Below are 23,278 nucleotides of genomic sequence, written 5' to 3'. Positions count from 1 at the left end.
AGAACTTAGTAAGTTTGGTATGAACGATATTAATAATTTGAGTACTGGAATGCCCGGGTCCTTTCCAGGTAAAAGTAATCAGTTATTAAATTGTCGAGTTCTTTTACTTTGTTAGATAACTCTTTTTTCAATTTGGATTTTTCATTTTCAGCAAAATCGTAGCTTGTGCTTAATTCATCCGTTATTTGTTGATCAAGAGCGCTGAGATATAATTTCTTTTGTTTAGTTATGTTATAAGTTCGCTCGTCGTAGCAATCATAAAAATCACCTAAACAGAGCGAGTATTCGGCATCTCCTAAAATGCGGGTATGCTGATGTCCGAAATAAGTGCCGCCCTGCGCTAAACCTCCAAAAATATAATTGATATCTCTGTAAATTCTGATCAACTTCTGTCGCCTAACTGTGTATTTTTTAGAGGAATGAGACTTACTCAGGAAGTAGGCATATAAAGTGTAATAAATGTCTTTTCCTAACTCACTATTAAAGTCGTGAGTCTTCCGATCGTTATAAGCGGTCTCCGGCGCATCGGGATATTCGCTTTCTTGAAATACGGGTTCTCGTTTATAAAGTTCCTGTAGTTCGTGTTTAGTAAACTTAAATTCGCGTTCGGTGTCTATAACAACGGTATCGTTATTTACTTTGAAAGGACTTTCAGCTCTACTTATATTTTTTGATTTGGCATACACTTTACTCTTGGGAGGCCCCGGTTTACATGCCGGTATAAGAAATAGTGATATTATCAATGCTAACAAATTTTTCATAAGGTTTAGCTACAGCTCTAAATTAACGATTTGTAAATATTATTCCCTTATAAAAACAAAGCCATCCCGATTAAATCAGAATGGCTTTGTTATTTAAATTTTAACCTGTTTGCCGTTTCAACAATGCCGTGTTGTTTGGATCCATTAACAACAGCGGCATTTTAAATGTTAAAACACAGCAACAGTATTAAAACAATTAAGCTTGTTTAGTAAACTGTATGTTGATTAACAATTTGATGTCTTCGCCAACTACAATTGAACCGGCTTCGGTTACGCCGTCCCAGGTTAAACCAAAATCTTTACGGTTAATTTTACCGCTGATTTCGAAACCTGCTTTGGTATTGCCATAAAAATCAGCAGCCGAGCCACCAAATTCTACGTCGAGCGTTACCGGTTTGGTTTGATCTTTAATGGTCAGGTTGCCTTTCAATTCATATTCTTCATCATCAGTTTTGGTGAATGAAGTTGATTTGAAAGTGATCTGAGGATATTTTTCAGCGTCAAAAAATTCGGCCGATTTCAAGTGCTCGTCGCGTTGTGTCTGATTGGTGTCAATGCTGTTGATATCTAAAGAGAAATCAATTTCAGCATTTTCAAAATCATCATTGTCAGTTAATAACTCACCGTTAAAGCTTTTGAAAAAACCACTCACGGTTGAAATAACCAGGTGTTTAACTTTAAATTGTACTTCTGAGTGCATAGGGTCAATAACCCATTTTGTTGCTGTTTCTGTTGCCATGATTTTTATTTCTTTTTTGTTGATACAAAGATAAGTACAAAAATAGATGTTTAAACATGTATTTTTACTTTGTGACTTTAAAACGACATTGAGTAAGTTTCTTAACCACAAATTTGCCCTATTGTTTAAATTATAAATCTATTTTTATCAAACTTAATAGCCGCTTCATATAAAATTAACTATCCATGAGAAAGCTCTTCGTTGTTTCGTTCTTTATCATATTCAGTATGCTTGCTTTGTGGACTGTCATCTGGCCACCCGCCGCATGGTCGTTCCTGTTCATGGGGCCGGTATATCTTATCGGCTTTTATGATATGGTACAACCCAAACATAGTATTGTGCGTAATTACCCGGTGTTTGGCCACCTGAGGTATTTGATGGAAGAGTTAAGACCTAAAATATACCAGTACTTTATTGAAAGCGATACCAACGGTACGCCTTTTAACCGTCAAAACAGGAGCGTAATTTACCAGCGAGCCAAAAAGGTTGATGACACCCGTCCCTTTGGTACCGAGCTTGATGTATATGATAACGGCTACGAATGGCTTAACCACAGCATCGCCGCTATTGATCACCATCAATTAAATATGGCTCCCCGCGTAAAGGTCGGCGGGTCATCCTGTACGCAGCCTTATATGGCCAGCGTATTCAATATTTCTGCCATGAGCTTTGGCTCGTTGAGTATGAACGCTATCCTGGCCCTTAACGGCGGTGCAAAACTGGATAACTTTGCCCATAACACCGGCGAAGGTGGTTTAAGCGATTACCACTTGCAACCAGGCGGCGATATCATTTGGCAAATAGGCACCGGCTATTTCAGTTGCCGCCATAAGGATGGTACTATGAACTACGATGCCTTTGCCGAACGGGCGGTGCTTCCACAGGTGAAAATGATCGAGATCAAGCTGTCGCAAGGAGCAAAGCCTGGTCATGGGGGGATATTGCCCGCTGCCAAGGTCACACCTGAAATTGCGCGGATCAGGCTGGTAGAGATGGGGGAGGATGTGGTTTCACCGCCATACCATACCGCATTCACCAATCCATTGGAGCTGATGGTATTTATTCAAAAGCTTCGGGATCTTTCAGGCGGCAAGCCAATCGGGTTTAAATTGTGTGTTGGCCATAAAAGCGAGTTTTTAGCTATTTGCAAGGCTATGGTCAAAACAGGCATTACTCCCGATTTTATTACTGTTGATGGGGGCGAAGGTGGCACCGGCGCTGCCCCGCTGGAATTTAGTAATTCGGTGGGGATGCCGTTGCGCGAGGCTTTGGCTTTTGTTTATGACGCACTGACCGGGTTCGATCTTAAAAAACACATCAAGCTTATAGCATCGGGAAAAGTAGCCACGGGTTTTGACCTGGTCAAAAATTTTGCCCTCGGTGCCGATATGTGCAACAGTGCCCGTGGTATGATGTTCGCCCTTGGCTGCATCCAGGCGCTGGAATGCAATACGAACACCTGTCCAACCGGTGTGGCTACACAGAATAAAAGCCTGATGAAAGGCCTGGTAGTGGATGATAAAAAGGTACGTGTGGCTAACTTCCACCGACAAACGGTGAGCAGCGCCATTCAGATGATAGGTGCCGCCGGTTTAAGCAAACCCTGCGACCTGCACCGTATGTATATTTACCGCCGTGTTAACCACAGTCAGATCCTGACTTATGGTGAGTTGTTCCCTTACATCCCCAAAGGCAGTTTGTTGAACACACCTTATCCGGCGTCGTTTGAGTTTGATATGGCCATCAGCAGCGAAAATACGTTTATGCCTGATTATAGCGGCATTACAAATGTTGACTATAGCAATGTGAGCTCGTATTGAAGAGATTTGAGGCTTGGTGATTAATCAAAAATGGCGCGATTGCCGGTTTAAGCACGAACGCCTGAACTGGCGGGTTATATTGCGAAAGCCCCACGCTTGGATAGGGATTGAAAACTCTTAACGGATCTGTTAGCATAACTAATGTCCTACACTTACCACCCTTGTCACTTTCCACAGCCCGTCCTTATACTGCCAAATGTGTACAAATTTAATTAGGCCGATTACCGGTTGTCCGTTTTCGGTACGTGTGAAACGATGCGTACCCATTTCAATAGCGCCGAAGCCGGGCACGGGGTAAACCTCAAGCGTTTCTTTAAGCAGGTCGCGGCGCAGGTCGGCGGCTTGTTTGTTCTCGAAAATTCCTTTAAAGCCGGCCATGGTGCCGTCATAGCCGGTTAAGCCCTTACCGTCATTATAAAATTCAACATCGGGTGCAAACAGTATTTTCAACACTTCTAAATCACGGCTGTTAAAGGCGTTGAACATTACACTATCCATGTGTGCGATGGTGTTAAATAACTGCTGGTCTTTGGGTTTAAAGGGCTTGGTTTGCGCGTTGGTAACGGAGGCAGATAGTATCGCAGCAAAGCCAATAATAAACAGGGTATAGGTTGATTTTTTCATGATATGATAGAGCGTCTAATAATTAATTTACGTGAAATAATTAAATAATGTCAATAGCAGAATGTAAGCTTTAGGCTTTGTGCGTTCTGCTTTTAGCTTTATATAAATGTATTTGAATATATCATCATGACGCGCCATGATGACCGATAGTGACAATAATAATACAGCCCATTTTCATGGTGAAAAAGCTGTATGGTGCTACTGCAGTTCATAATTAAGTAAAAATGCTCCCGATTAACATAATTTAACGGTTTATGCCCGGTGCCTCTGTAATATTTGGAGTGCATTTTACGTAACTTTACTTATTAAATTAAGCGCAATGAAAAGGAATATCTTTATGATAGGCTTGATGCTTTTAGGCGGTTTGTTTAGTGGCGCCGTAAAAGCCCAGGAAACTGCATCGCTGGTTGCCGATCAAAATCCACGCTACATGGAAAGCCAGGCAAAATATATCAGGGTTGCCGATACCCTGAACAGCCTGCACGGGGTAACCATACAAAATACTTACAAAGCTTACGATTGGTATGAAGCCAAACTGGAACGCCGCCGCCAAAACCGCGCGTGGCGGCATGAGGAACGCATGAACGGATATTATGATTATTCACCGTCATGGGGCTTATATGGCGGCTACTCTTATTCGCCATTTTTAAACTATGGATGGGGCAATCGCTGGGGCGGCTATTATGGTGGCCGCTGGGGCGGCCGTACAAGCATCGGTATCGGTTTTGGCTGGTAACAAATTAAGCAGCAATCAATCTAACACATCATAATTTATAATATACTACAAATGAAATTTAACAGGATTTTAACAGTTGCTGCAGTAGCAGTTTCAGGGATTTTTATAGCCTCATGTTCGAGGCAGGTTACACGCGTTAGCACCGACCAAACTATTGATGTTAGCGGCAACTGGAATAACAGTGATGCACGAATGGCAGCCGATGAGCTTACCGGCAAAATTCTAGGTGCTAACTGGATAGATACTCACCTTAACGAACACCAGGGTAAACGCCCGGTAGTTATAGTTGGCTTTGTACAAAATAAAAGCCACGAACATATTGATGCCGAAACATTCTTAACCGATATTGAGAGCTCATTCATCCAATCGCAAAAAGTACGTTTGGTGCAGGGCGGTAAAAAACGTGATGAGCTACGTGCCGAAAAGGCCGATCAGCAAACAAACGCTACGGTATCAAGCATGAAAAAATTTGGCCTGGAAAACGGTGCCGATTATATACTGCAGGGTTCAATCAATTCAATAGTTGATTCGCACAAACGCCAAAAAGTTGTTTACTACCAGGTAAATCTGGAGCTTACCAACATTCAGACAAATGAAGTGGTTTGGATAGGCGAAAAGAAAATTGCCAAATACGTTAAAAACTAAAGCTGGTAAACATCATTGCCCTGAACACGGTACGCCTGTGTTCGGGGCAGTTTGCATTTAATAATGATCAACTTACGTACGCATATTCTCCGGGTATTTTCTTTTATCGGGCTGATGCTTTTTTTATCGGCGTGTTCAACCTATAATCAAAGTGTTGCTCCTTATTATAAAAATGTATCGGCCGGTAACTATCCCCAGGCCGAGAAGGAGCTTGATAATAACAGCCTCATTCAAAAGCCCCGAAATAAGCTCCTGTACCTGATGGAGAAGGGGAGGATCTGCCATTTAAAAGGCGAGTACGAAAATAGTAACAACTACTTTAACCAGGCAGATCAGTTGCTTGATGAAGGTTTGACCAGCGCATCTGACGCCGCTGTTGGCGTTTTGCTTAATTCCGCATCGCAAAGGTATAAAGGAGAGGATTTTGAAAAGTTCATGATCCATTATTATAAGGCGCTCAATTATTTGTACCTGAATAAAACAGAGGATGCAATTGTTGAAGCCCGTCGTATTACTTTACAGGCTCAGGAACAGGGCGATAAGTATAACAATAAAGACAGCCGTTACTCAAACGACGCATTTTCGCTGACGTTGCAGGGGATGTTGTATGAAAGTAGCAACGATGTAAACAATGCATTTATATCATACAGGAACGCGGCGGAAATCTATCTTAAAAGTCCTGATAAAACTTATTACGGTACCCCGATGCCCGTTGAACTGGAAGAAGACGTGATCCGCACGGCAAAGCTGAACGGCTTTACAGCTGAAGCTGACCAGTTTGAAACAACCTTTGGCATTAAATATGAACCTGTAAAACCATCGGAAGGTGGTGAGCTGATATTTTTTTGGGAGAACGGCCTTGCCCCGGTAAAAACGCAGGTCGACCTGTTTTTTAGCCTGATCCGTAACAGCAACGGCGACTTGTTTTTTACGGATGCTGCCGGAGGCCTGGTAATTCCCTTTAATTACGACGGCGACAGGAACAGGGTGAACACCAAGTCGGTTGAAAGCCTACGGGTCGCATTTCCTAAATATGTTGCGCAAACGCCATATTATTCAAGCGCAAGTATCTCTGTTAATAATCAGGACGCGTCATTGGTAAAAGCTGAAGATATTAATGAGCTGGCATTTAAAACTTTGCAGCAGCGCGCATTAAAAGAGATGAGCGGGATCCTGTCGCGCCTTGCGGTGAAGAAGATAGCCGAATATTCAATACGTGCGGCTGCCAAAAGTGATGGCAAAACCAACGGGTTATTGGAAGGACTTGGTTACGGCATTCAGCTTTACAGCTTACTATCCGAAAAAGCCGATACCCGTAACTGGCAAAGTCTGCCGGCTTATATTTCTTATGCACGGATCCCTTTGCAAAAAGGAGATAACCAGGTACATATCACCCTCAAAAATGCCCAGGGCGCAACTGAAACAAAAACTATTACCGTACAAGGCACCGGCAGGTTGCAGTTTTATAATTATGCTACGTTGCGATAGCTGGCAGCAATTATTTGAGATTTGTATATAAACGAAAAAGCCATTTGCTGTTCAGGGCAGATGGCTAATTTATATTGATAGGGTTTAGGTTCGATATTTAAATACTTTTCTAAATATTTTTTAAAAATAGCTTTAATACTTTCTCCTTGAAATACCCCTTTTTCAGTATATTTCAGTGTTTTATGAGTCGCGTTCAAAAAAACTAAAATATCTACTCAATTACCAACGCAGTAATCTTTCGATGTATTGAACCATCAATAGTTTTCATCCGCATATAAGAGTGCCAAACCGGGTAGCGATTATTTGGTCCGCTCTTCTGTCTTTGTAAAGCAGGTTTAAGCCATTTGTTTTTCCGTTACCGAGATCAGATTTACCAGTTCGTTCCCGGCAAGTTCAATAGCGCCGTCATTCTGTATTTCGATGCAGTTTTCGAGATTGGTGTTGAGTTCGGCAGTGCGGGCTATACGATTGGCTATTTCTTCAGTGTTTTCCCGTCCTCGCCCAACCAGGCGACTTGCAATAGCTTCGGGACTCGCAGTTACTAATATCGCTATCAGATCGGGGTAGAGCCGTTGTGCAACGGGCAGGTATTCGCGCGATCCGTTAACCACCACATTAAAGCCTTTATTAAGCCAGTTGTTTATTTCCTGGCCTATGCCATAGTATTTATCGTGGCTGCCCCAGCTTAAAGCAAACATCCCGGCTTTGCTTCTTAATGCAAATTCCTCATTGGTTAAGCTAACGTGGTTCTCATTGCCAGAAAATGGCGGACGGGTGATATACCGGTGCGCAAATACCACATTTTCCGATCCGTTAATTTGCTTGCGGGCGTAATTCATCAAGGTGTCTTTGCCTGCTCCGGATGCGCCAATAACATAAAATAGCTTGCTCATGGTGGTTTTATATGGATGAAAAGGGCGTATTATTTGAACCGCTATATATTTTGAATGGTAAAATTACCGATTGACGGCAGGTTGTTAAGTCAATTTATTACAAGTGTTGTGGTGATGCCGAAATGATCGCTCGGGTACAAGCCGGTTTCTTCATCAGGCACGTTTAATACCACTGCCGAATCGATAAACCGCGGATAATTACCCGTACCAGGGAAGGGCAAAGTAAAGATCTGATCAACACATACCTGTTTGTTGGCCTTGTAATAGGCATCGGTGAGGCTGTATCTCGGTTCTGTACCATTACCTTCGGTATAACAGTCAGCAGCTTTAGATAATTCCCGGAAAGCCATAACTGCTTCCGAATCGGGTGTAGCATTAAAGTCGCCGCAAATAATGTGGTATGGCTTTGGGGTTTCCTCAATAACAAAACGCGCAAGGGCTTTGGCCTGGGCTTTTCTTAGGCCTTTATGCTGCCCCAGGTGTGTGAGATGGGTAGTGGTAACAGTAACTGTTTTTCCCGATGGCAGGTTTACGTTTACCCGGAAAGCTTTGCGGTCGTTATCTTCGGCTACTACAGGTAAATCAAAACTCCCGGTTTCGGTAACCGGGTAAACTGATAATATGCCCAGGCCCGATGTACTGTTAACCACCCCGCCTTCAAACAGGCGTTTTTTCGATCGGCCGGGTAAAAAACAATAGTTCATATTTAATTCGGCAGCCAAAAATTTCAGGGTATCGGCATTCGCTTCTTCGCTGTAAAAACATTCCTGGCAAGCTATAACATGAGGTTTTAGTTGTTTAAGTTGTTTGGCAAGTATGCCCATGCGCACCCGATACTCGCCATCGCATTTCCATGTATTTATGGTGACAATTTTAACATTTTCCACTCAGGCAATATCAGCAATCTAAATTATACAATCAACATTCGGTAATTATTAGCTTATAACACCGGCCTGACGAGGAGTCTGCTGGTTAACCCATGTAAAATCTACAGTATAGAAGTTCCAATGAGTGTGGCAAAAAGCAAAGTGTTTAGGGTAAACAGGTTAATAAGATTGGTGGATATTTATTTTACCTTTTTAAACAAAGTAAATGAAGCGCATTGCCCTCTAACCTAAATTTTCATTTTTTTTTGAAAGTTTAAAAACTTATTTATATTTGTGCATGGAATTGGCAGAGGCAAAGTTAAAGTTCATTGAGGCCTGGGGTAAGCTGGGGTCGGAGTGGGGGATTAACCGCACCATGGCACAGGTACATGCTTTGCTGATGATCTCGCCGGAGGCTTTAACTACTGAAGAAGTGATGGCCGAGTTGAGCATATCACGCGGTAATGCCAACATGACCCTGCGCGACCTCATTGACTGGGGTTTGGTTGAAAAGCAGCATAAAACCGGTGAGCGTAAGGAGTTTTTTTACGCAGAGAAAGATGTGTGGACTATTGCCCGCCGTGTTGCCGAAGAACGCAAAAAGCGCGAGCTTACACCAATCATTAAAATACTTGATCAACTTGCCGGGGTGAATGGCGATGCAAAAGATCCGGCTTATAAAGCATTTAAAACCACGGTTACTGATATAAATAAGCTGGCTAACAATGTGAACAAAACACTCGATACCATGCTCAAGGCCGAAGAGAACTGGTTTTTTGGTTCGATACTGAAAGTGTTTAAATAATTTTTTTATAAATAAATTTCAATTTTTACTGAAAATTCTAAATAATTAATAATAACTAAATCTTTAATATTATGAACTACTTTATTTTAACCTATGTCATTTATCTGTTGGCAAGCATCGCATTGACAGTATGGGTGGCCAAAGTACTGTTTAAAAACGGGCGTATATTTTTAGTGGATATTTTTCACGGCAACAGTGAACTGGCCGATTCTGTGAACAAGCTGCTTGTAGTAGGCTTTTACCTGGTAAATATAGGTTATATGAGCCTGGCCTTAAAGGAGTATGGCAGTATTGCCAGTATGCAGGTAGTGGTTGAGGTATTGAGTTATAAAGTGGGCTGGATAATTTTAATATTGGGCGGTATGCATTTCCTAAACCTTGTCATTTTCTTTAAGCTGCGTACCCGCGCTAAACGGGAAAATGCATTTACTATAAATACTTAGTTTTTAGTTTTGTTTTGATTTGACGGGGTAGGTGAATATTGGCCTGCTCCGTTTTTTTGCCCGGACATTACTGTATATCAAGCGGCACTTCTTAACTGCCTGTTTATACTATTCAGCAAAACATCAATATCAAAAGGTTTGGCTATAAAATCATCGGGCGAACCGGCTTGGCTGAGTATACCCGGATTATGGCTTGCCGAAATTAATATTACTGGTATGTTTTTAGTTTCCTGCTGGTTTTTAAGGGTCTTGCAAAGTTCACGGCCATCTAAATTGCCCAGCATAATGTCAAGCAAAATTAAATCGGGTTCGTGTTGCTTTATCCGGTCAAACAAGTTTCTGCCTTCAGTTAAGGTATCAACCTCATAGCCCGAATCTTCCAGTATATATTTTATGATTTCTAAAATATCTTTGTCGTCGTCCACCGCTAAAATCCGTCGCATAGGTAATTTGTTAAAAAAAGTATCAGCAAAAAGTCAATGGCGATATGGCTTTATACAATATCGAGAAACATTAAGCAATTTTTATACCAAGTATTAGACGTAACTATTTTAATTCAAATTTGGATGTTATGCGGTTTTATAACTAACGCTCTTTAATTCTGTACTTATAACGATATACAATAAGTATATTATTGTATACAAATAAGGTAGGGCTCTAAAATAACAGCGTAAGGGAGGATATAAACGCAGATTATTCGCGTTTATTTGAAGTAACAGGATATCAATACACCGAAATTGGTTAATTGAAAATTATTTGATGAAAACGTGAGCCGACTTTTTGCACTTTGCGCAAAAATATTTCCTGACCGGTATAAAAAACAGGACGTTTTTCAAAAACCAACTCCTTCGCATCTGGAAGTGATAAGGGGCTCCGCATTTTGAACAATAATATCTTTTCTTTGACTTGGCTTCGTTTTCTTCCACAAACTTAAAATAACAGGCAGCCAAAATACAATATCTATATTATTGGTAAAGAAGAAAAAAAAGGAAAAGTACTTTTAAGTAAGTATTGATTTCTTTTTATGAAACTAATTATCGTAATATGTATCTCTTGCGTTGGCATTTGTAACACATGTACCTCTTTAAAGGGAGAAAAAACAAAACTTTTTTCACAAAAAAGCCTCTGGGCACACGGTTATCAAGCTCTGATTTGCACTTTGGGCATACCGCCGTTTTTTTTACTTCCGTTTTCTCGTGTTGATTTATTGATAGTACCATAATACAATCGGGGGCTTATTGTATTTAACTAATTATTTTGCTTTAACGTACAAACAAAGTTAAAATAATTACCAATATTTCAACCGTGCTGTTTAAGTATTGATAATTAAATCAATTTATGCGTTAAAAATGTGCTGTATTTATATTGCAGGAAGCTTTAAAGCGCTTTCTTTGCTTTTTTTATAATTATTATCCCGGTTTGGCAGAATAAAGGAATGAAATAAAGGTTAAATGGATAGTGCAAAGGGGAGGTAAATTGACCGATGAGGTCGGGATTACGTTTTTAAAGCAGGTTATTAACCTTTTCAACAAGTTCGGTCAAATCAAATGGTTTGTTGATTATTGCGTCACACCCGTAGCTGATGAGCTCATTTTCATTGTTCACGTAGGCCGAGAATATAATAACAGGAGTATTGCCAAATTTAGGGTGTACTTTTATGTTTCGGCAAATTTCGCCGCCATTAGTACCAGCCACCCGGTAATCAAGTATAACAAGATCCGGTTCAAAGCTCTCAATCAGCGGAAGTACATCGGTGCTTATTGATGTGCTTTTAACTTCAAATTGTTCATAAGTAAGGGTCTCATGAACAATATCAAGTATGTCTTGATTGTCGTCCAATACTAAAATACGCTTTACCATAATAAAAGTTAAAGAAATAAATGCCGAAAAGGTATTAAAGTATGCGTTAAAATTACAGTATCCTGTAAAATAGTGGTTTGGGTTTAATCTTATCGGATAAAACTTTAATGCAAAATTAAAACTATTTTTTATAAAATTAATGAAACAATGTTATAAATAACAACATGTTGTATGTTAGTTACACAAATCCCTTATTTTTAAGTGCAAAACGATAAAATTAAAAGGCTTATAGATGATTGAGACCGGTTATCAAAGCTTTTACCATATAAAAATCCTAAACTCAAATTTTGTTATTACTTTAGTTGGCATCAGCAGGTGCCCTATATTGAGGTTGCACGCCCGCTGGCCACACATAACCTATAACTTAATGGTACTGTTAACTATCTTTTTTTGTATTGTTTTACTGGTTTTGCTGGTGAGCCTTGTAAAAATAAACCCTTTTATTGCCTTTCTCATCGTTTCGATAATTGCAGGTTTGTTATTGGGCATACCCATTAATAAGGTAACCGCTTCCGTTCAAAAAGGCATGGGTGATATTTTAGGTCAGTTGCTCATCATTATTTGCCTGGGCGCTATGCTGGGCAAGCTGGTTGCTGTGAGCGGAGCTGCGCAAAAAATAGCAGGTGTACTTGTTGCCGCCGTAGGCGAAAAATATATTCAATGGGCGCTGGTGGCAGCCGGGTTTATTATAGGTATTCCGCTGTTTTATGGTATTGGCTTCGTGCTGATGGTCCCACTTATATTCTCTGTAGTTTACAAGTATAAACTCCCGGCTGTGTATATAGGCTTACCCATGCTGGCTTCGCTGTCGGTAACGCATGGTTTTTTGCCCCCGCATCCATCGCCATCGGCATTAGTGGCCTTGTTTCATGCTAATATGGCAACCACCTTTATTTACGGGCTTATGATAGCTATTCCGGCTATTATATTGGCGGGGCCGGTTTTTGCACAATTTCTTAAAAAAATACCGTCAGAGCCGCTGGCTACTTTCAGGGCTGAAGAATTACCTGCCGAAAAGCTGCCCGGCGCGTTCAATAGCTTTTTTACAGCTTTATTGCCGGTTTTGCTTTTAATGCTTACTGCGTTTTTTCCCTACCTTAACATACAGGATCCGGGTGTAGCAAAGTTTATCACATTTCTTGGCGATCCATCAATCGTTATGTTAATAGCGCTTATGGTTGCCACCTATACTTTAGGTGTAAAGCAAGGTAAAAGCATGGGCCAGCTTGCAGGCAATTTTACTGATGCGGTGAAGGATGTGGCCTTGATATTATTGATCATAGCAGGATCGGGCGCCTTTAAGGAAGTTTTAACCGCCAGCGGTGTAAGCAGCCAGATAGCAGCGCAACTACAATCGTTTAATTTGCCGCCGCTGTTATTAGGCTGGGTGATAGCCGCTATTATCCGTGTTAGTTTGGGCTCGGCAACAGTTGCCGGACTAACGGCTGCAGGCATTGTTGCGCCGCTGGTTTTGCAAAATCATATTAATCCCAATTTAATGGTATTATCCATCGGGGCCGGTAGCCTGGCATTTTCGCACGTAAACGATTCGGGTTTTTGGCTATATAAAGAGTATTTTAATTTAAGTATTAAGGATACTATAAAATCGTGGTCGTTAATGGAAACGCTTGTTTCTGTTATAGGGCTTGCGGGAGTAACCGTTATTAACCTGTTTATTAAATAAAAATATGCTTGTTATCAAAAAACTATCGGCAAGTTTAGCTCTGTTAATTTTTATGCTGATTACCGGCAATTGTGTATTAGCCCAGCCGGTTACTGCCCCGGGCAGCTATTATAGCTCGTTTGATGGTGTTAAAATCCATTATGAAGTGAAAGGCGATGGCTTTCCGGTGATACTGGTACATGGTTTTTCGGGTACAGGCGAAGGCTGGAAAAAAGGAAAGCTTTATAATGATCTGTTAACGAATGGTTATAAAGTGATCATACTGGATCAGCGGGGCAACGGACTGTCGGACAAGCCCCACGATGATGCGGGTTATGCAAACGATGCCGAAGCTAAAGACATTATGGGCCTGGCTACAAGCCTGGGGCTGAAACGATATGATATTGTTGGATATTCCCGCGGTTCGATCATCACTTCGCGCGTGTTTGTGCTGGATAAGCGGGTTCAAAAGGCGGTAATGGGCGGCATGGGCGATGCTTATACTAACCCCGAATGGCCGCGAAGGGTTCACGCTTATAAGGCTTTAATGGGCGATACCAGCTTTCATGATGTTGATGGGATGATTAAATATATCCACAGTAACCCTTTTGATGAACTTGCTTTAGCCTATCAGCAAAAGTGGCAGCCATCAACCAGCAAACAGGAATTAGCCAGGGTAAAAATCCCGGTACTGCTCATAGACGGGATCGAAGATCATGATAACGGCGACGAGGTTGCTCTTCATAAACTCATTCCCGGCTCAAAGCTGGTTCACGTTCCGGGCGATCATAACAGCGCCAGCCGCACTTCCGAATTTTCAAAAGCTGTAATGGCTTTCCTGAAATAACCATTGTTGGTTAATGTTCAGTTATTGAATTTTTGTGCAGCCATTTTCGATAATGGTCTGTTATTTGCATGAGTGTTTATGTTAACACTTATAAATACATACCATTATGAAAAAGCTAAAGATATATATGTGCTTTTTAATTGGCCTGATGCTATCCATTAGTATCACAACCAATGCACAAACCACAAAGAAAAAGGGGATAAGTAAACAAGGCAAAGGCGCAATCATAGGTGGAGCCGGCGGCGCGGTTGCGGGCGGGCTTATTACACATAGTGCAGGCGGCGCTTTAGTTGGCGGTGCGCTTGGTGCCGGTGGCGGTTATATTATCGGCAATGAGGCTCGCCGGCGCGAAGAGAAAAGGCAGCGTGCTGCCCGAATTGCCTGGCGCAGGGCACATCCCCATCACCATTATGCCACAACTAAAACAACCAACTAAACAAACAACCTATCATTAATTTAAATGGTTGTTATAAGGGCCTGTAGGTTTCAATGCTTACAGGCCTTTTTTATTTAAATTAAAATTTAGCTAAATTGAAGCGATTGCCCTGTTTTATCCGTTATTAAACTTATTAACAGCCAAACAGCAAGGCAAAATTTTTCGTTTAAAGTACGATGGTAAAAGGGTTATCTGTAATAGTTTTATGTTTAATTCCGGCAATGGTGCTGGCACAGCAGCCGGTTGCAGATACCATCAGCATAAAAAAAGATACAGTACCGCAACGGGATGTTATTGACATTGTACGTTCGCTTTTTAAAATAAAACCCCGGCAGCAGGCAACTGAGCGAAAGAAGATCTACTTTTCTGTTTTTCCCACCTCAACAACCGACGGGCGGAGCGGCGGAAAAGCATTGTTTACTTCAACAACAGCTGGGTTTTACCTGGGAGATGAAGCTACTACTAATTTATCAAGCTTTACTTTTACCCCCTATTTTAATCTGAAGGGGAGGTATGGCTTGCCTATCCGGTCAAATATCTGGCTTAATAATAACGAGTGGAATATACAGGGCGATACCAGGCTGATGGTTTATCCTCAATATACATGGGGCCTGGGAGGTAACCAGGGTCCCGAAGATAAGTTCCTGGTAAATTATAATTACCTCCGCTTTTATCAAAGCGTGTTAAAGCAGATAAAGCCATACTTGTATGCCGGTTTAGGCTATAATCTTGACTATTACATGGATATTGAAAGCAACGGCGATCAAAACCTGCGTAAGTTTACCGGCTACAAATATGGCACCGCTGCCGATCAGGATGCTTTTTCATCGGGCATAACGCTCAATTTATTGTACGATTCGCGCAAAAACTCTATCAATCCACTACCCGGAGCTTATGCCAACATAGTTTACCGGGTTAATGCCAAGGCTTTTGGAAGCCATACCGACTGGAGGTCACTATATATTGATATGCGTAAATATGTGCAGTTGACCAACTCGGGGCCTAAAAATGTGCTGGCTTTCTGGGCCTATTACTGGACAACACTTACACCCCGCACACCTTATCTTAACCTGCCAAGTCTTGGCTGGGAGCCTTATCAGCGATCGGGCAGGGGATTTCCGCAAAGCCGTTACCGGGGCGATAGGCTGGTATATTTTGAAACTGAATACCGCGGCGATATCACCCGCAATGGTTTATTGGGCTTTGTGGTGTTTGCTAACGTAAACTCCGTCACCGAGCCCGAAAACCATGCCTTTGTATACTGGCACCCGGCCGCCGGCACAGGCCTGCGTTTTAAGTTCAATAAAAAAGCAGGAACCAATATCAGCCTCGATTATGGCGTGAGCAAAAACTTTTCATCAATAAGTCTTAATTTAGGCGAGGCGTTTTGATGCTTCGGTTCATAGGTTATGGATCATGGTTCATAGAATTTTAGCATGACCATTATATATTGTGTGCCCATTCACAGCTATGAACTATCAACCATGAACCATCAACTAACTAACACACACACGTATGACCAAACAAAAATATACCGTTCTGATCCTCATATTGGGTTCGCTTACGGCTCTTGGCCCTTTTTCTATCGATATGTACCTGCCGGGCTTTAAAGCCATAGCCAGGTACCTGCATACAAGTACCGATGAGGTAGCACTGTCATTATCAAGCTATTTTATTGGTATTGCTGCCGGGCAATTACTTTATGGACCTTTGCTCGACAGGTTTGGCCGTAAAAACCCATTATACTGGGGGCTTGGGCTTTACATCGTGTCATCAATGGGATGTTTTTTTTCTTCATCGCTCGAAATGCTTATTGCTCTGCGTTTTTTTCAGGCGGTGGGCAGCTGTGCGGCAAGCGTGGCAGCTATGGCTATGGTGCGCGATTTGTTTCCGGTTGAGGACAATGCCAAAGTATTTTCATTGCTGATCCTGGTACTCGGTGCCTCGCCAATGCTGGCCCCTACTGTAGGCAGTTATATTACCGCGGCTTTTGAATGGCAGGTCATTTTCCTGGTGTTAACTATTATAGCGGTACTCATATTGCTGGCTGTAATATTCTGGCTCCCCGAAAGCTATCAGCCCGATCCTGCTTATTCTTTAAAGCCCGGGCCAATTATAGGACATTTTATAACGGTTTTAAAGGATGCGCAGTTTGTAACTTATGCCATAGGCGGCGCGTTCGCTTTCGCGGGTTTGTTTGCCTATGTTTCATCATCACCCATTGTGTTTATTGAAGGTTTTAAAGTAAGCGAAAAGCAGTTCGGCTGGATCTTTGCCGGACTTTCGGTAGGGTTTATCGGTTCAAGTCAGCTAAACAGTGTGCTTATAAAAAAATACAAAAGCGAACAAATGATAGGCGCATCACTTATTTTAATGGTGATTATCTCCACGGTTTTTTTGGCGGGTTCATTAAATCATTGGTTCGGGATAGGTGGTACTATAGCCATGATATTTGGAGTGTTATGCTGCGTTGGCATTTGTGCGCCCAATACATCAGCATTATCCCTTGCTCCCTTCTCTAAAAATGCGGGTTCGGCTTCTGCAATATTAGGCGCATCGCAAATGGCCGTGGGGGCTTTATCATCTATAGGTATCTCTGTAATAAAACAACATAGTTCGCTGCCTATGGCGGCGGTTATGGCGGCGTCATCAATTTTGGCACTCCTGATTGTTTTTATTGGCAAGCGGTTTATAAAAAACAAGGTTGAAGCCAGTGGAGATGTTGTTGCGGCACATTGAACCTTGATTTTAGGATTACAGGATAGCTTGATTTCGCGCCGTTGTTGGTGTCACCAACAACTTCCTATTCGTTGCTTTTATTAATTACAAGCTAATTCAGCATTGCAATTGCATAGCGCAGAGTTGTTGGTGATAACACCAACAACGGCGAAGGATTACAGGATTCGCTTGATTTTAAATTACTTGTAAGTGCAGGCCACAAGGCACAGCCTTGTGGCCTGCAAGCAAAGAATTAACTGATTTAAAATTTGCTTGCCCGCAAAGCTGTAACCTTTGAGCCTTCGGGGCCGGTACTTTCAAAAACTATCTTATTTTCGGTTAGTTCCGAAACGTAAAAAACGAAATTGCGGGTTTTGCCATCAGGGAGTTTTTCGGTTACATTCATGTTGCTGCCATTCAGCGTAAAAGAGCCGTGCGACAGGAACTTGCCTCCCCACACAATCAGGAATTTCATTTCGGGCGTAAACTGAATATAAGGTACGTTGGCATCCAAGTCGGCTTGTTTTACGGTATCGGGCGGACTGGCATTTGGATGCTCTATTTTTATATATTTCCATTTACCGGTAAGCGTCCTAACCGAAACTTCAGGTTTACATGATGCGATAAAAAGAACCACAACAGCAAACAATAAAAGGCCTTGTTTTATCATAACAGAAAAATGTTTGGATAAAACTATACAATTGCTTTTGAAATTGAAAGCGAAGGCTTGGTCTTTAGTCTAAAGCCGTAAGTCTTAAGTTCAAAGTACAGAGAAGAGGGAAACAGACTTAGGACTTCCGACTTAAGACTTTCGACTTAAGACTATTATTTCTTCGTGCCTTTCCTGGTACGCTCTTCGGCTTGCTTCACTTCGTCTTTTTCACTTAGCGGGCCTTCGGTTTTGATCTCTTTAGCTTTCTGTCCACCCGCTTTTGCCGGACTTATCCTGGTACCTTCTTTTTTGATGTCTTTGGGGATACTCATAGCGGTAATGTTAAGTATTCATTAAACAATAGGATACTTATTTAACTATGTCTGTTGAAAAATGTTTCTTAAAAACGTTATAAAATTTACTTTCTGTGTATCAATTAATTACATGTACTTGACGGAGACTTTAAAATATTTTTAAGATTTTTCGTAACAAAGTATAATTGCAACTGTCTTAATGACACTATATAGCCAAGGTACTCTTCCAGGTAAGCTATAAGTATTGTGAGGGCCCGCACCTTAAGGGTTCCGTTAAAAAAATCAAAAACAATCTTTAAAAAATGGACAATCTAATTGTTAGTCTGTGGTGGGTTATACCCGTCATAGTGTTATTGCTGATGTACAAATTTGTTTTGCGCGTGTTTTGCGGCATGGTTATCGTTCCGGACGACCGTATTGGGTTGGTGATCAAAAAGTTTGCCCTTACAGGTAACAGCCGCCTGCCCGATGGTCGGATCATTGCCACCAAAGGCGAGGCTGGTATGCAGGGCCGTGGCCTTGCGCCGGGCTTATATTGGAAAATGTGGCCATGGCAGTATGCTATTATCATGCAGCCCTTTACCATTATTGAGCAAAACAAGCTTGGCCTGGTAAAAGCAAAAGATGGTGCCTCGTTTGATACCGGCCGTGTGCTGGGTAAACCGGTTGATTGTGATAAGTTTCAGGATGCGGTAGCATTTTTGGATAATAATGGTCAAAAAGGCCCGCAGGCAGCTTTCCTTACACCGGGTAGTTATCGCATCAACACATTTTTGTTTGATATTGAGATGGTGCCTATCACCCAGATCCACGAAAACAAGGTAGGTATTATTACCACTTTGGATGGCGAGCCGCTGAACAAAGGCGAGATAGCCGGCGAATCAGTTGCAGGACATAAAAACTACCAGGACCCAATCGCTTTTATCACCGCAGGCGGTCGCAAAGGTTTGCAGGAGGATGTGATCCTGGCCGGTACCTATTACCTCAACCCCTGGTTTGTGAGCGTTGAGCAGGTCGATATGATCTATATCCCAATTGGTTATGTAGGTGTTGTGAACTCGTTCGTAGGCCCGGAGGGTAAGGATACCAGTGGTGATAATTTCAAACATGGTAACATCGTGAAACGAAATGAAAAAGGGGTTTGGGACGAACCGCTCGATCCCGGTAAGCACCCGGTAAACATCTATACCCATGCTGTTGAAATTGTACCCACAACCAACATCGTGTTAAACTGGGCAGATAGCCGCACCGAGTCGCACGAACTGGATAAGAACCTTTGTACCATTACGGTAAGGTCAAGCGATGGTTTTACTTTTAACCTGGATGTGTCACAGATCATCCACGTGCCACGCAACGAAGCACCGAAAGTGATAGCAAGGTTTGGTAAAATGAAAAATCTGGTATCGCAGGTATTGGAACCAACCATTGCCAACTATTTCCGTAACTCGGCCCAAAAAAGTGATGTGATCGGCTTCCTGGCCAACCGTATCCAAAGGCAAACTGATGCCCGCGAACACATTGGCCGCGTACTGGAAACCTACAACGTAATTGGTGTGGATACCCTGATAGGTGACATAGTACCTCCGGCAGCGCTGATGAAAACCCTTACCGACCGTAAACTGGCCGAAGAGGAAAAGGTTACTTACGAGATACAGCGCCACGCGCAAATTGAACGTAAAGAATTTGAAAGCGCCCGTGCCGGTGCCGATATGCAGCCTGAGGTAGTAAAATCAACCCGCCAGGTTGAGATTAACACCCAGATGGCCGCTTCAAGGGTTGCCGCTTCAAAAGGTGAGGCAGAAGCTAAAACCATCAACGCAAAAGCCGATGCCGAGGTAAGGATTACGATAGCCAAAGCCGATGCCGAAGCAAAAACAGTGAACGCCAAGGCCGACGCTAACGCCACAGAGGTGAATGGTATGGCCGAAGGTGCCAAGATCAAGGCCATTGGTTTATCAGAAGCCGAGGTTACCAAACAAAAAACCGAAGCCATGGGTACCGAGCAGTACGCCATTGTACGTGTAGCCGAAGCTTTGGCTGCTGCAGGCATCAGGTTAGTGCCTGAGATACTGGTAAGCGGTAAAGAGGGCGGCAGCGGTGGTATGATTGATGCCCTGATAGGCACCGAAATGCTCAAAAAACTGCAGATCGAAAACCAGGGTAAAGGCGGCGCCACCACTAAAGGCGAATAATTGAAATAGATGCACAAAAATTAAAGGTTGATTATGTAATCCCTTCAAATTATGCATCATGACAAAGGTTTGTGATTAGAGATTTTTGAGGGAGAGTACAGATAACTCGAAATCCTAAACCTTTTGTGAAAGAGATCAACGGTTAGAGGTTGGTGGTTAGTCGCTCCCTCCGGCCAAAGATAATACGTTCTTTATACCTAAACCTTTTTTAAGTGATCAGGGGTTGGAAACTATGGATTGGTTGCTGCGATAGTATCCGGTTTTATAATTCAACCGCACTGATTTAATTGACGAGGCTTTTAACCTAAACCGATCAATTGAACAAAGGCATCCGCGAGGGATGCCTTTTGTGTTTTTTGAGTTAAAGAATCAACGGAATCATCGAAATCAAAACTAATCAACGGTTAAAGGTCACTAAGTTTAAAAGTATCCTTAACCCTGATGCCTTTTTCTGTTTGCTGTAAAGTGCAGCATTCATTAACCGGGTCATGCTCAAAGTACAGTATGTATTCTTTTTCCAGGGCCTCGTTTAAAGAGAGCTTTTTCTCGGTAAGTGTTTGCAGTGGAAACATATCGTAGGCCATGACGTAGGGGATAGGCAGATGCCCGATAGATGGCAGCAGATCGGCCATATACAGGATCTGTTTCCCTTTATAATTAATGAGCGGCAACATCATGGATTCGGTGTGCCCGGATACAAAGCGGATCTCAAAATCTTTCATAAAGTTAATGCCGTTTTCAGTATCAACAAATTTTAGCTGGCCGCATTCCTGTATAGGGATGATGTTTTCTCTAAAAAAGGAAGCTTTTTCCCGTTCGTTAGGGTTAACTGCCCAATCCCAATGTTTGGGATTACTCCAGTAGGTGGCGTTTTTAAAGGCAGGGAGCAGGTTTTCACCCTCGCGTACAACAGCACCGCCCACATGGTCAAAGTGCAGGTGGGTTAAAAATACGTCGGTAATATCATCGCGATGAAATCCAAGTGAAGCCAGTGAGCTATCCAAACTTGCGTTACCATGAAGATAATAGTGGCTGAAAAACTTTTCGCTTTGCTTGTTGCCTATGCCGGTATCAACTAATATCAACCTGTTTTCATGTTCAACCAGCAGGCAGCGCATGGCCCAGCTGCAAAGGTTGTTTTCATCGGCGGGATTGGTTTTGTTCCAGATGGTTTTCGGAACAACGCCAAACATAGCCCCGCCATCTAATTTAAAAAAGCCGGTATCGATAGTATGTAAGTTCAAAGTCGTACGTTTTAAGTCTTAAGTCAAATATATTATAATAAAAAAGAAGCCCGAAGTTTTGAACTCATAAATATAAGGTCAGAACTTCGGGCTTAGAACTTAAGACTTTCGGCTTACAAGTGGATACACTCGCCGTAAGCTTCGGCAGCAGCTTCCATTACGGCTTCGCTCATGGTTGGATGTGGATGTACCGATTTGATGATCTCATGACCAGTAGCTTCCAGTTTGCGGGCGGTAACTACTTCGGCAATCATTTCGGTAACGTTGTAGCCAAGCATGTGAGCGCCTAAGAACTCGCCGTATTTGGCATCAAATATCACTTTTACAAAGCCATCTTTAGCGCCGGCAGCACTTGCCTTACCTGAGGCTGAGAATGGGAATTTACCAACTTTAACTTCATACCCAGCCTCTTTAGCTGCTTTTTCGGTATAACCAACAGAAGCAACTTCTGGGGAGCAATAGGTACAGCCCGGAATGTTGTTATAATCAAGCGGGTGAGGGTTTTGACCGGCAATTTTTTCAACGCAGATAATACCTTCGGCAGATGCTACGTGAGCAAGGGCCTGGCCTTTAACAATATCGCCAATGGCGTAAACACCTTCCACATTGGTACGGTAAAAATCATCAACCAATACTTTGCCGCGATCGGTTTTAACACCGTTTTCTTCAAGGCCGATGCCTTCAAGATTGGTAGCGATACCTACTGCAGAAAGTACGATCTCGGCTTCAAGAACTTCGGTGCCTGTAGCTGTTTTTACAGTTACTTTGCACAAATCACCGCTGGTATCAACCGACTCCACATTGGAGCTGGTCATGATGTTGATGCCCTGTTTTTTAAGAATGCGGTTTAATCCTTTTGATACATCCTCATCCTCTAAGGGAACAATATTATCTAAAAACTCAACTACGGTAACTTTTGTACCTATTGAGTTGTAAAAATAAGCAAACTCAATACCGATAGCACCCGAACCAACTACAACCATTGATTTAGGTTGCTGCGGCAATACCATGGCCTGGCGGTAACCGATAACCTTTTTACCATCCTGTTTAAGGTTAGGCAACTCACGCGAGCGGCCGCCTGTTGCTAATATAATGTGTTTTGCACTGTAGGTTTTAGCTGAGCCATCTGCGGCTTTAACTTCAACAGCGCCTTTGCTTTTCAATTTACCAAAGCCAACAAGAACATCTATCTTGTTTTTCTTCATCAAAAACTGAACGCCTTTGCTCATGCCATCGGCAACGTTACGGCTTCTTTTAACAACTGCGGCAAAGTCAACTTCGCCGGCACCGTTAATTTTAATACCGTAATCGGCACTATGGTTAAGGTATTCAAAAACCTGGGCGCTTTTTAACAAAGCCTTGGTTGGGATACAACCCCAGTTTAAACAGATACCACCTAAAGATTCTTTTTCGACAATGGCGGTTTTTAAACCAAGCTGGGAAGCGCGGATAGCAGCAACATAGCCACCCGGACCAGACCCAATAACAATTACATCGTAATCCATATTATTATTGATATACTTTAATTTCGT

Annotated in this window: 23 protein-coding genes; 12 read left to right on the top strand and 11 right to left on the bottom strand. The window is 42.3% G+C overall.

Annotated features, from left to right (window positions below):
* Positions 1-29: 29 nt before the first annotated feature.
* Both ABIC84_RS26150 and ABIC84_RS26145 read right to left on the bottom strand, forming a co-directional pair.
* Entirely contained in the window at positions 30-761 is a 732-nt protein-coding gene (locus ABIC84_RS26150; RefSeq protein ID WP_429265482.1) for a hypothetical protein, read from the bottom strand.
* A gap of 196 nt (positions 762-957) precedes the next feature.
* A complete protein-coding gene (locus ABIC84_RS26145) occupies positions 958-1,500 on the bottom strand; it encodes a YceI family protein (protein ID WP_090533071.1) in 543 nt (180 codons plus the stop codon).
* 185 nt (positions 1,501-1,685) lie between these two features.
* On the opposite strand from ABIC84_RS26145, the gene ABIC84_RS26140 reads away from it, so the two are divergent.
* Positions 1,686-3,320, top strand: coding sequence for an FMN-binding glutamate synthase family protein (locus ABIC84_RS26140; protein WP_429265481.1), 1,635 nt, complete (start codon positions 1,686-1,688; stop codon positions 3,318-3,320).
* A 138-nt stretch (positions 3,321-3,458) separates the two neighbouring features.
* On the opposite strand, the gene ABIC84_RS26135 is transcribed toward ABIC84_RS26140, so the two are convergent.
* The gene (locus tag ABIC84_RS26135) at positions 3,459-3,944 is read right to left on the bottom strand and encodes a nuclear transport factor 2 family protein (protein ID WP_429265480.1); all 486 of its coding nucleotides are present in this window, start codon (positions 3,942-3,944) and stop codon (positions 3,459-3,461) included.
* 319 nt (positions 3,945-4,263) lie between these two features.
* On the opposite strand from ABIC84_RS26135, the gene ABIC84_RS26130 reads away from it, so the two are divergent.
* The 3 genes from ABIC84_RS26130 (at position 4,264) to ABIC84_RS26120 (ending at position 6,813) form a co-directional block, all read left to right on the top strand.
* A complete protein-coding gene (locus tag ABIC84_RS26130) occupies positions 4,264-4,680 on the top strand; it encodes a hypothetical protein (protein ID WP_091174405.1) in 417 nt (138 codons plus the stop codon).
* Between the two features lie 51 nt (positions 4,681-4,731).
* Complete coding sequence (locus ABIC84_RS26125; protein ID WP_429265479.1) at positions 4,732-5,325, top strand: penicillin-binding protein activator LpoB; 594 nt, start codon at positions 4,732-4,734, stop codon at positions 5,323-5,325.
* Between the two features lie 63 nt (positions 5,326-5,388).
* Positions 5,389-6,813, top strand: coding sequence for a COG3014 family protein (locus ABIC84_RS26120; protein WP_429265478.1), 1,425 nt, complete (start codon positions 5,389-5,391; stop codon positions 6,811-6,813).
* Positions 6,814-7,148: 335 nt separating this feature from the next.
* On the opposite strand, the gene phnN is transcribed toward ABIC84_RS26120, so the two are convergent.
* Positions 7,149-7,706, bottom strand: a complete 558-nt coding sequence (gene phnN, locus ABIC84_RS26115) for a phosphonate metabolism protein/1,5-bisphosphokinase (PRPP-forming) PhnN (protein ID WP_426585987.1) — start codon at positions 7,704-7,706, stop codon at positions 7,149-7,151.
* An 89-nt stretch (positions 7,707-7,795) separates the two neighbouring features.
* Positions 7,796-8,593: an endonuclease/exonuclease/phosphatase family protein gene (locus tag ABIC84_RS26110; protein WP_429265477.1), complete on the bottom strand. Its 798-nt coding sequence runs from the start codon at positions 8,591-8,593 to the stop codon at positions 7,796-7,798.
* Between the two features lie 277 nt (positions 8,594-8,870).
* Between ABIC84_RS26110 and ABIC84_RS26105 the strand changes: the two genes are divergently transcribed.
* Positions 8,871-9,377, top strand: coding sequence for a GbsR/MarR family transcriptional regulator (locus ABIC84_RS26105; protein WP_429265476.1), 507 nt, complete (start codon positions 8,871-8,873; stop codon positions 9,375-9,377).
* 71 nt (positions 9,378-9,448) lie between these two features.
* Positions 9,449-9,820: a hypothetical protein gene (locus tag ABIC84_RS26100; RefSeq protein WP_426585993.1), complete on the top strand. Its 372-nt coding sequence runs from the start codon at positions 9,449-9,451 to the stop codon at positions 9,818-9,820.
* A 77-nt stretch (positions 9,821-9,897) separates the two neighbouring features.
* Here ABIC84_RS26100 and ABIC84_RS26095 read toward each other — a convergent pair whose 3' ends face one another.
* Both ABIC84_RS26095 and ABIC84_RS26090 read right to left on the bottom strand, forming a co-directional pair.
* On the bottom strand, positions 9,898-10,263 hold the full coding sequence (locus ABIC84_RS26095) for a response regulator (RefSeq protein WP_426585995.1): 366 nt from the start codon (positions 10,261-10,263) through the stop codon (positions 9,898-9,900).
* Positions 10,264-11,323: 1,060 nt separating this feature from the next.
* Positions 11,324-11,680, bottom strand: a complete 357-nt coding sequence (locus tag ABIC84_RS26090) for a response regulator (RefSeq protein WP_274987560.1) — start codon at positions 11,678-11,680, stop codon at positions 11,324-11,326.
* 367 nt (positions 11,681-12,047) lie between these two features.
* Between ABIC84_RS26090 and ABIC84_RS26085 the strand changes: the two genes are divergently transcribed.
* From ABIC84_RS26085 to ABIC84_RS26065, 5 genes are all read left to right on the top strand, one after another.
* Positions 12,048-13,364, top strand: coding sequence for a gluconate:H+ symporter (locus ABIC84_RS26085; protein ID WP_176628342.1), 1,317 nt, complete (start codon positions 12,048-12,050; stop codon positions 13,362-13,364).
* A 4-nt stretch (positions 13,365-13,368) separates the two neighbouring features.
* Positions 13,369-14,190 (top strand): alpha/beta fold hydrolase, encoded by an 822-nt coding sequence (locus tag ABIC84_RS26080; protein ID WP_426585998.1) that lies wholly within the window; start codon positions 13,369-13,371, stop codon positions 14,188-14,190.
* Positions 14,191-14,296: 106 nt separating this feature from the next.
* Positions 14,297-14,626 (top strand): hypothetical protein, encoded by a 330-nt coding sequence (locus ABIC84_RS26075; RefSeq protein ID WP_426586000.1) that lies wholly within the window; start codon positions 14,297-14,299, stop codon positions 14,624-14,626.
* A gap of 176 nt (positions 14,627-14,802) precedes the next feature.
* The gene (locus ABIC84_RS26070; protein WP_429265475.1) at positions 14,803-16,017 is read left to right on the top strand and encodes a hypothetical protein; all 1,215 of its coding nucleotides are present in this window, start codon (positions 14,803-14,805) and stop codon (positions 16,015-16,017) included.
* Between the two features lie 124 nt (positions 16,018-16,141).
* Positions 16,142-17,365: a multidrug effflux MFS transporter gene (locus ABIC84_RS26065; RefSeq protein WP_426586004.1), complete on the top strand. Its 1,224-nt coding sequence runs from the start codon at positions 16,142-16,144 to the stop codon at positions 17,363-17,365.
* A 241-nt stretch (positions 17,366-17,606) separates the two neighbouring features.
* On the opposite strand, the gene ABIC84_RS26060 is transcribed toward ABIC84_RS26065, so the two are convergent.
* A complete protein-coding gene (locus tag ABIC84_RS26060; RefSeq protein WP_429265474.1) occupies positions 17,607-18,014 on the bottom strand; it encodes a hypothetical protein in 408 nt (135 codons plus the stop codon).
* 155 nt (positions 18,015-18,169) lie between these two features.
* Positions 18,170-18,328 carry a hypothetical protein gene (locus ABIC84_RS26055; protein ID WP_167516071.1) on the bottom strand — a complete coding sequence of 53 codons (159 nt, stop codon included), beginning with the start codon at positions 18,326-18,328 and terminating at the stop codon, positions 18,170-18,172.
* Positions 18,329-18,612: 284 nt separating this feature from the next.
* Here ABIC84_RS26055 and ABIC84_RS26050 point away from each other — a divergent pair, with 284 nt between their 5' ends.
* Positions 18,613-20,502, top strand: coding sequence for an SPFH domain-containing protein (locus tag ABIC84_RS26050; RefSeq protein ID WP_429265473.1), 1,890 nt, complete (start codon positions 18,613-18,615; stop codon positions 20,500-20,502).
* Between the two features lie 404 nt (positions 20,503-20,906).
* Here the strand turns inward: ABIC84_RS26050 and ABIC84_RS26045 are convergent, their stop codons facing one another.
* Both ABIC84_RS26045 and lpdA read right to left on the bottom strand, forming a co-directional pair.
* On the bottom strand, positions 20,907-21,746 hold the full coding sequence (locus ABIC84_RS26045) for an MBL fold metallo-hydrolase (RefSeq protein ID WP_429265472.1): 840 nt from the start codon (positions 21,744-21,746) through the stop codon (positions 20,907-20,909).
* Between the two features lie 113 nt (positions 21,747-21,859).
* On the bottom strand, positions 21,860-23,251 hold the full coding sequence (lpdA, locus tag ABIC84_RS26040; RefSeq protein ID WP_426586012.1) for a dihydrolipoyl dehydrogenase: 1,392 nt from the start codon (positions 23,249-23,251) through the stop codon (positions 21,860-21,862).
* Positions 23,252-23,278 lie beyond the last annotated feature (27 nt).

The organism is Mucilaginibacter sp. 3215 (assembly GCF_050433785.1).
Classification (GTDB): Bacteria; Bacteroidota; Bacteroidia; order Sphingobacteriales; family Sphingobacteriaceae; genus Mucilaginibacter.
This window is presented reverse-complemented; position numbering and strand designations above follow the sequence as displayed.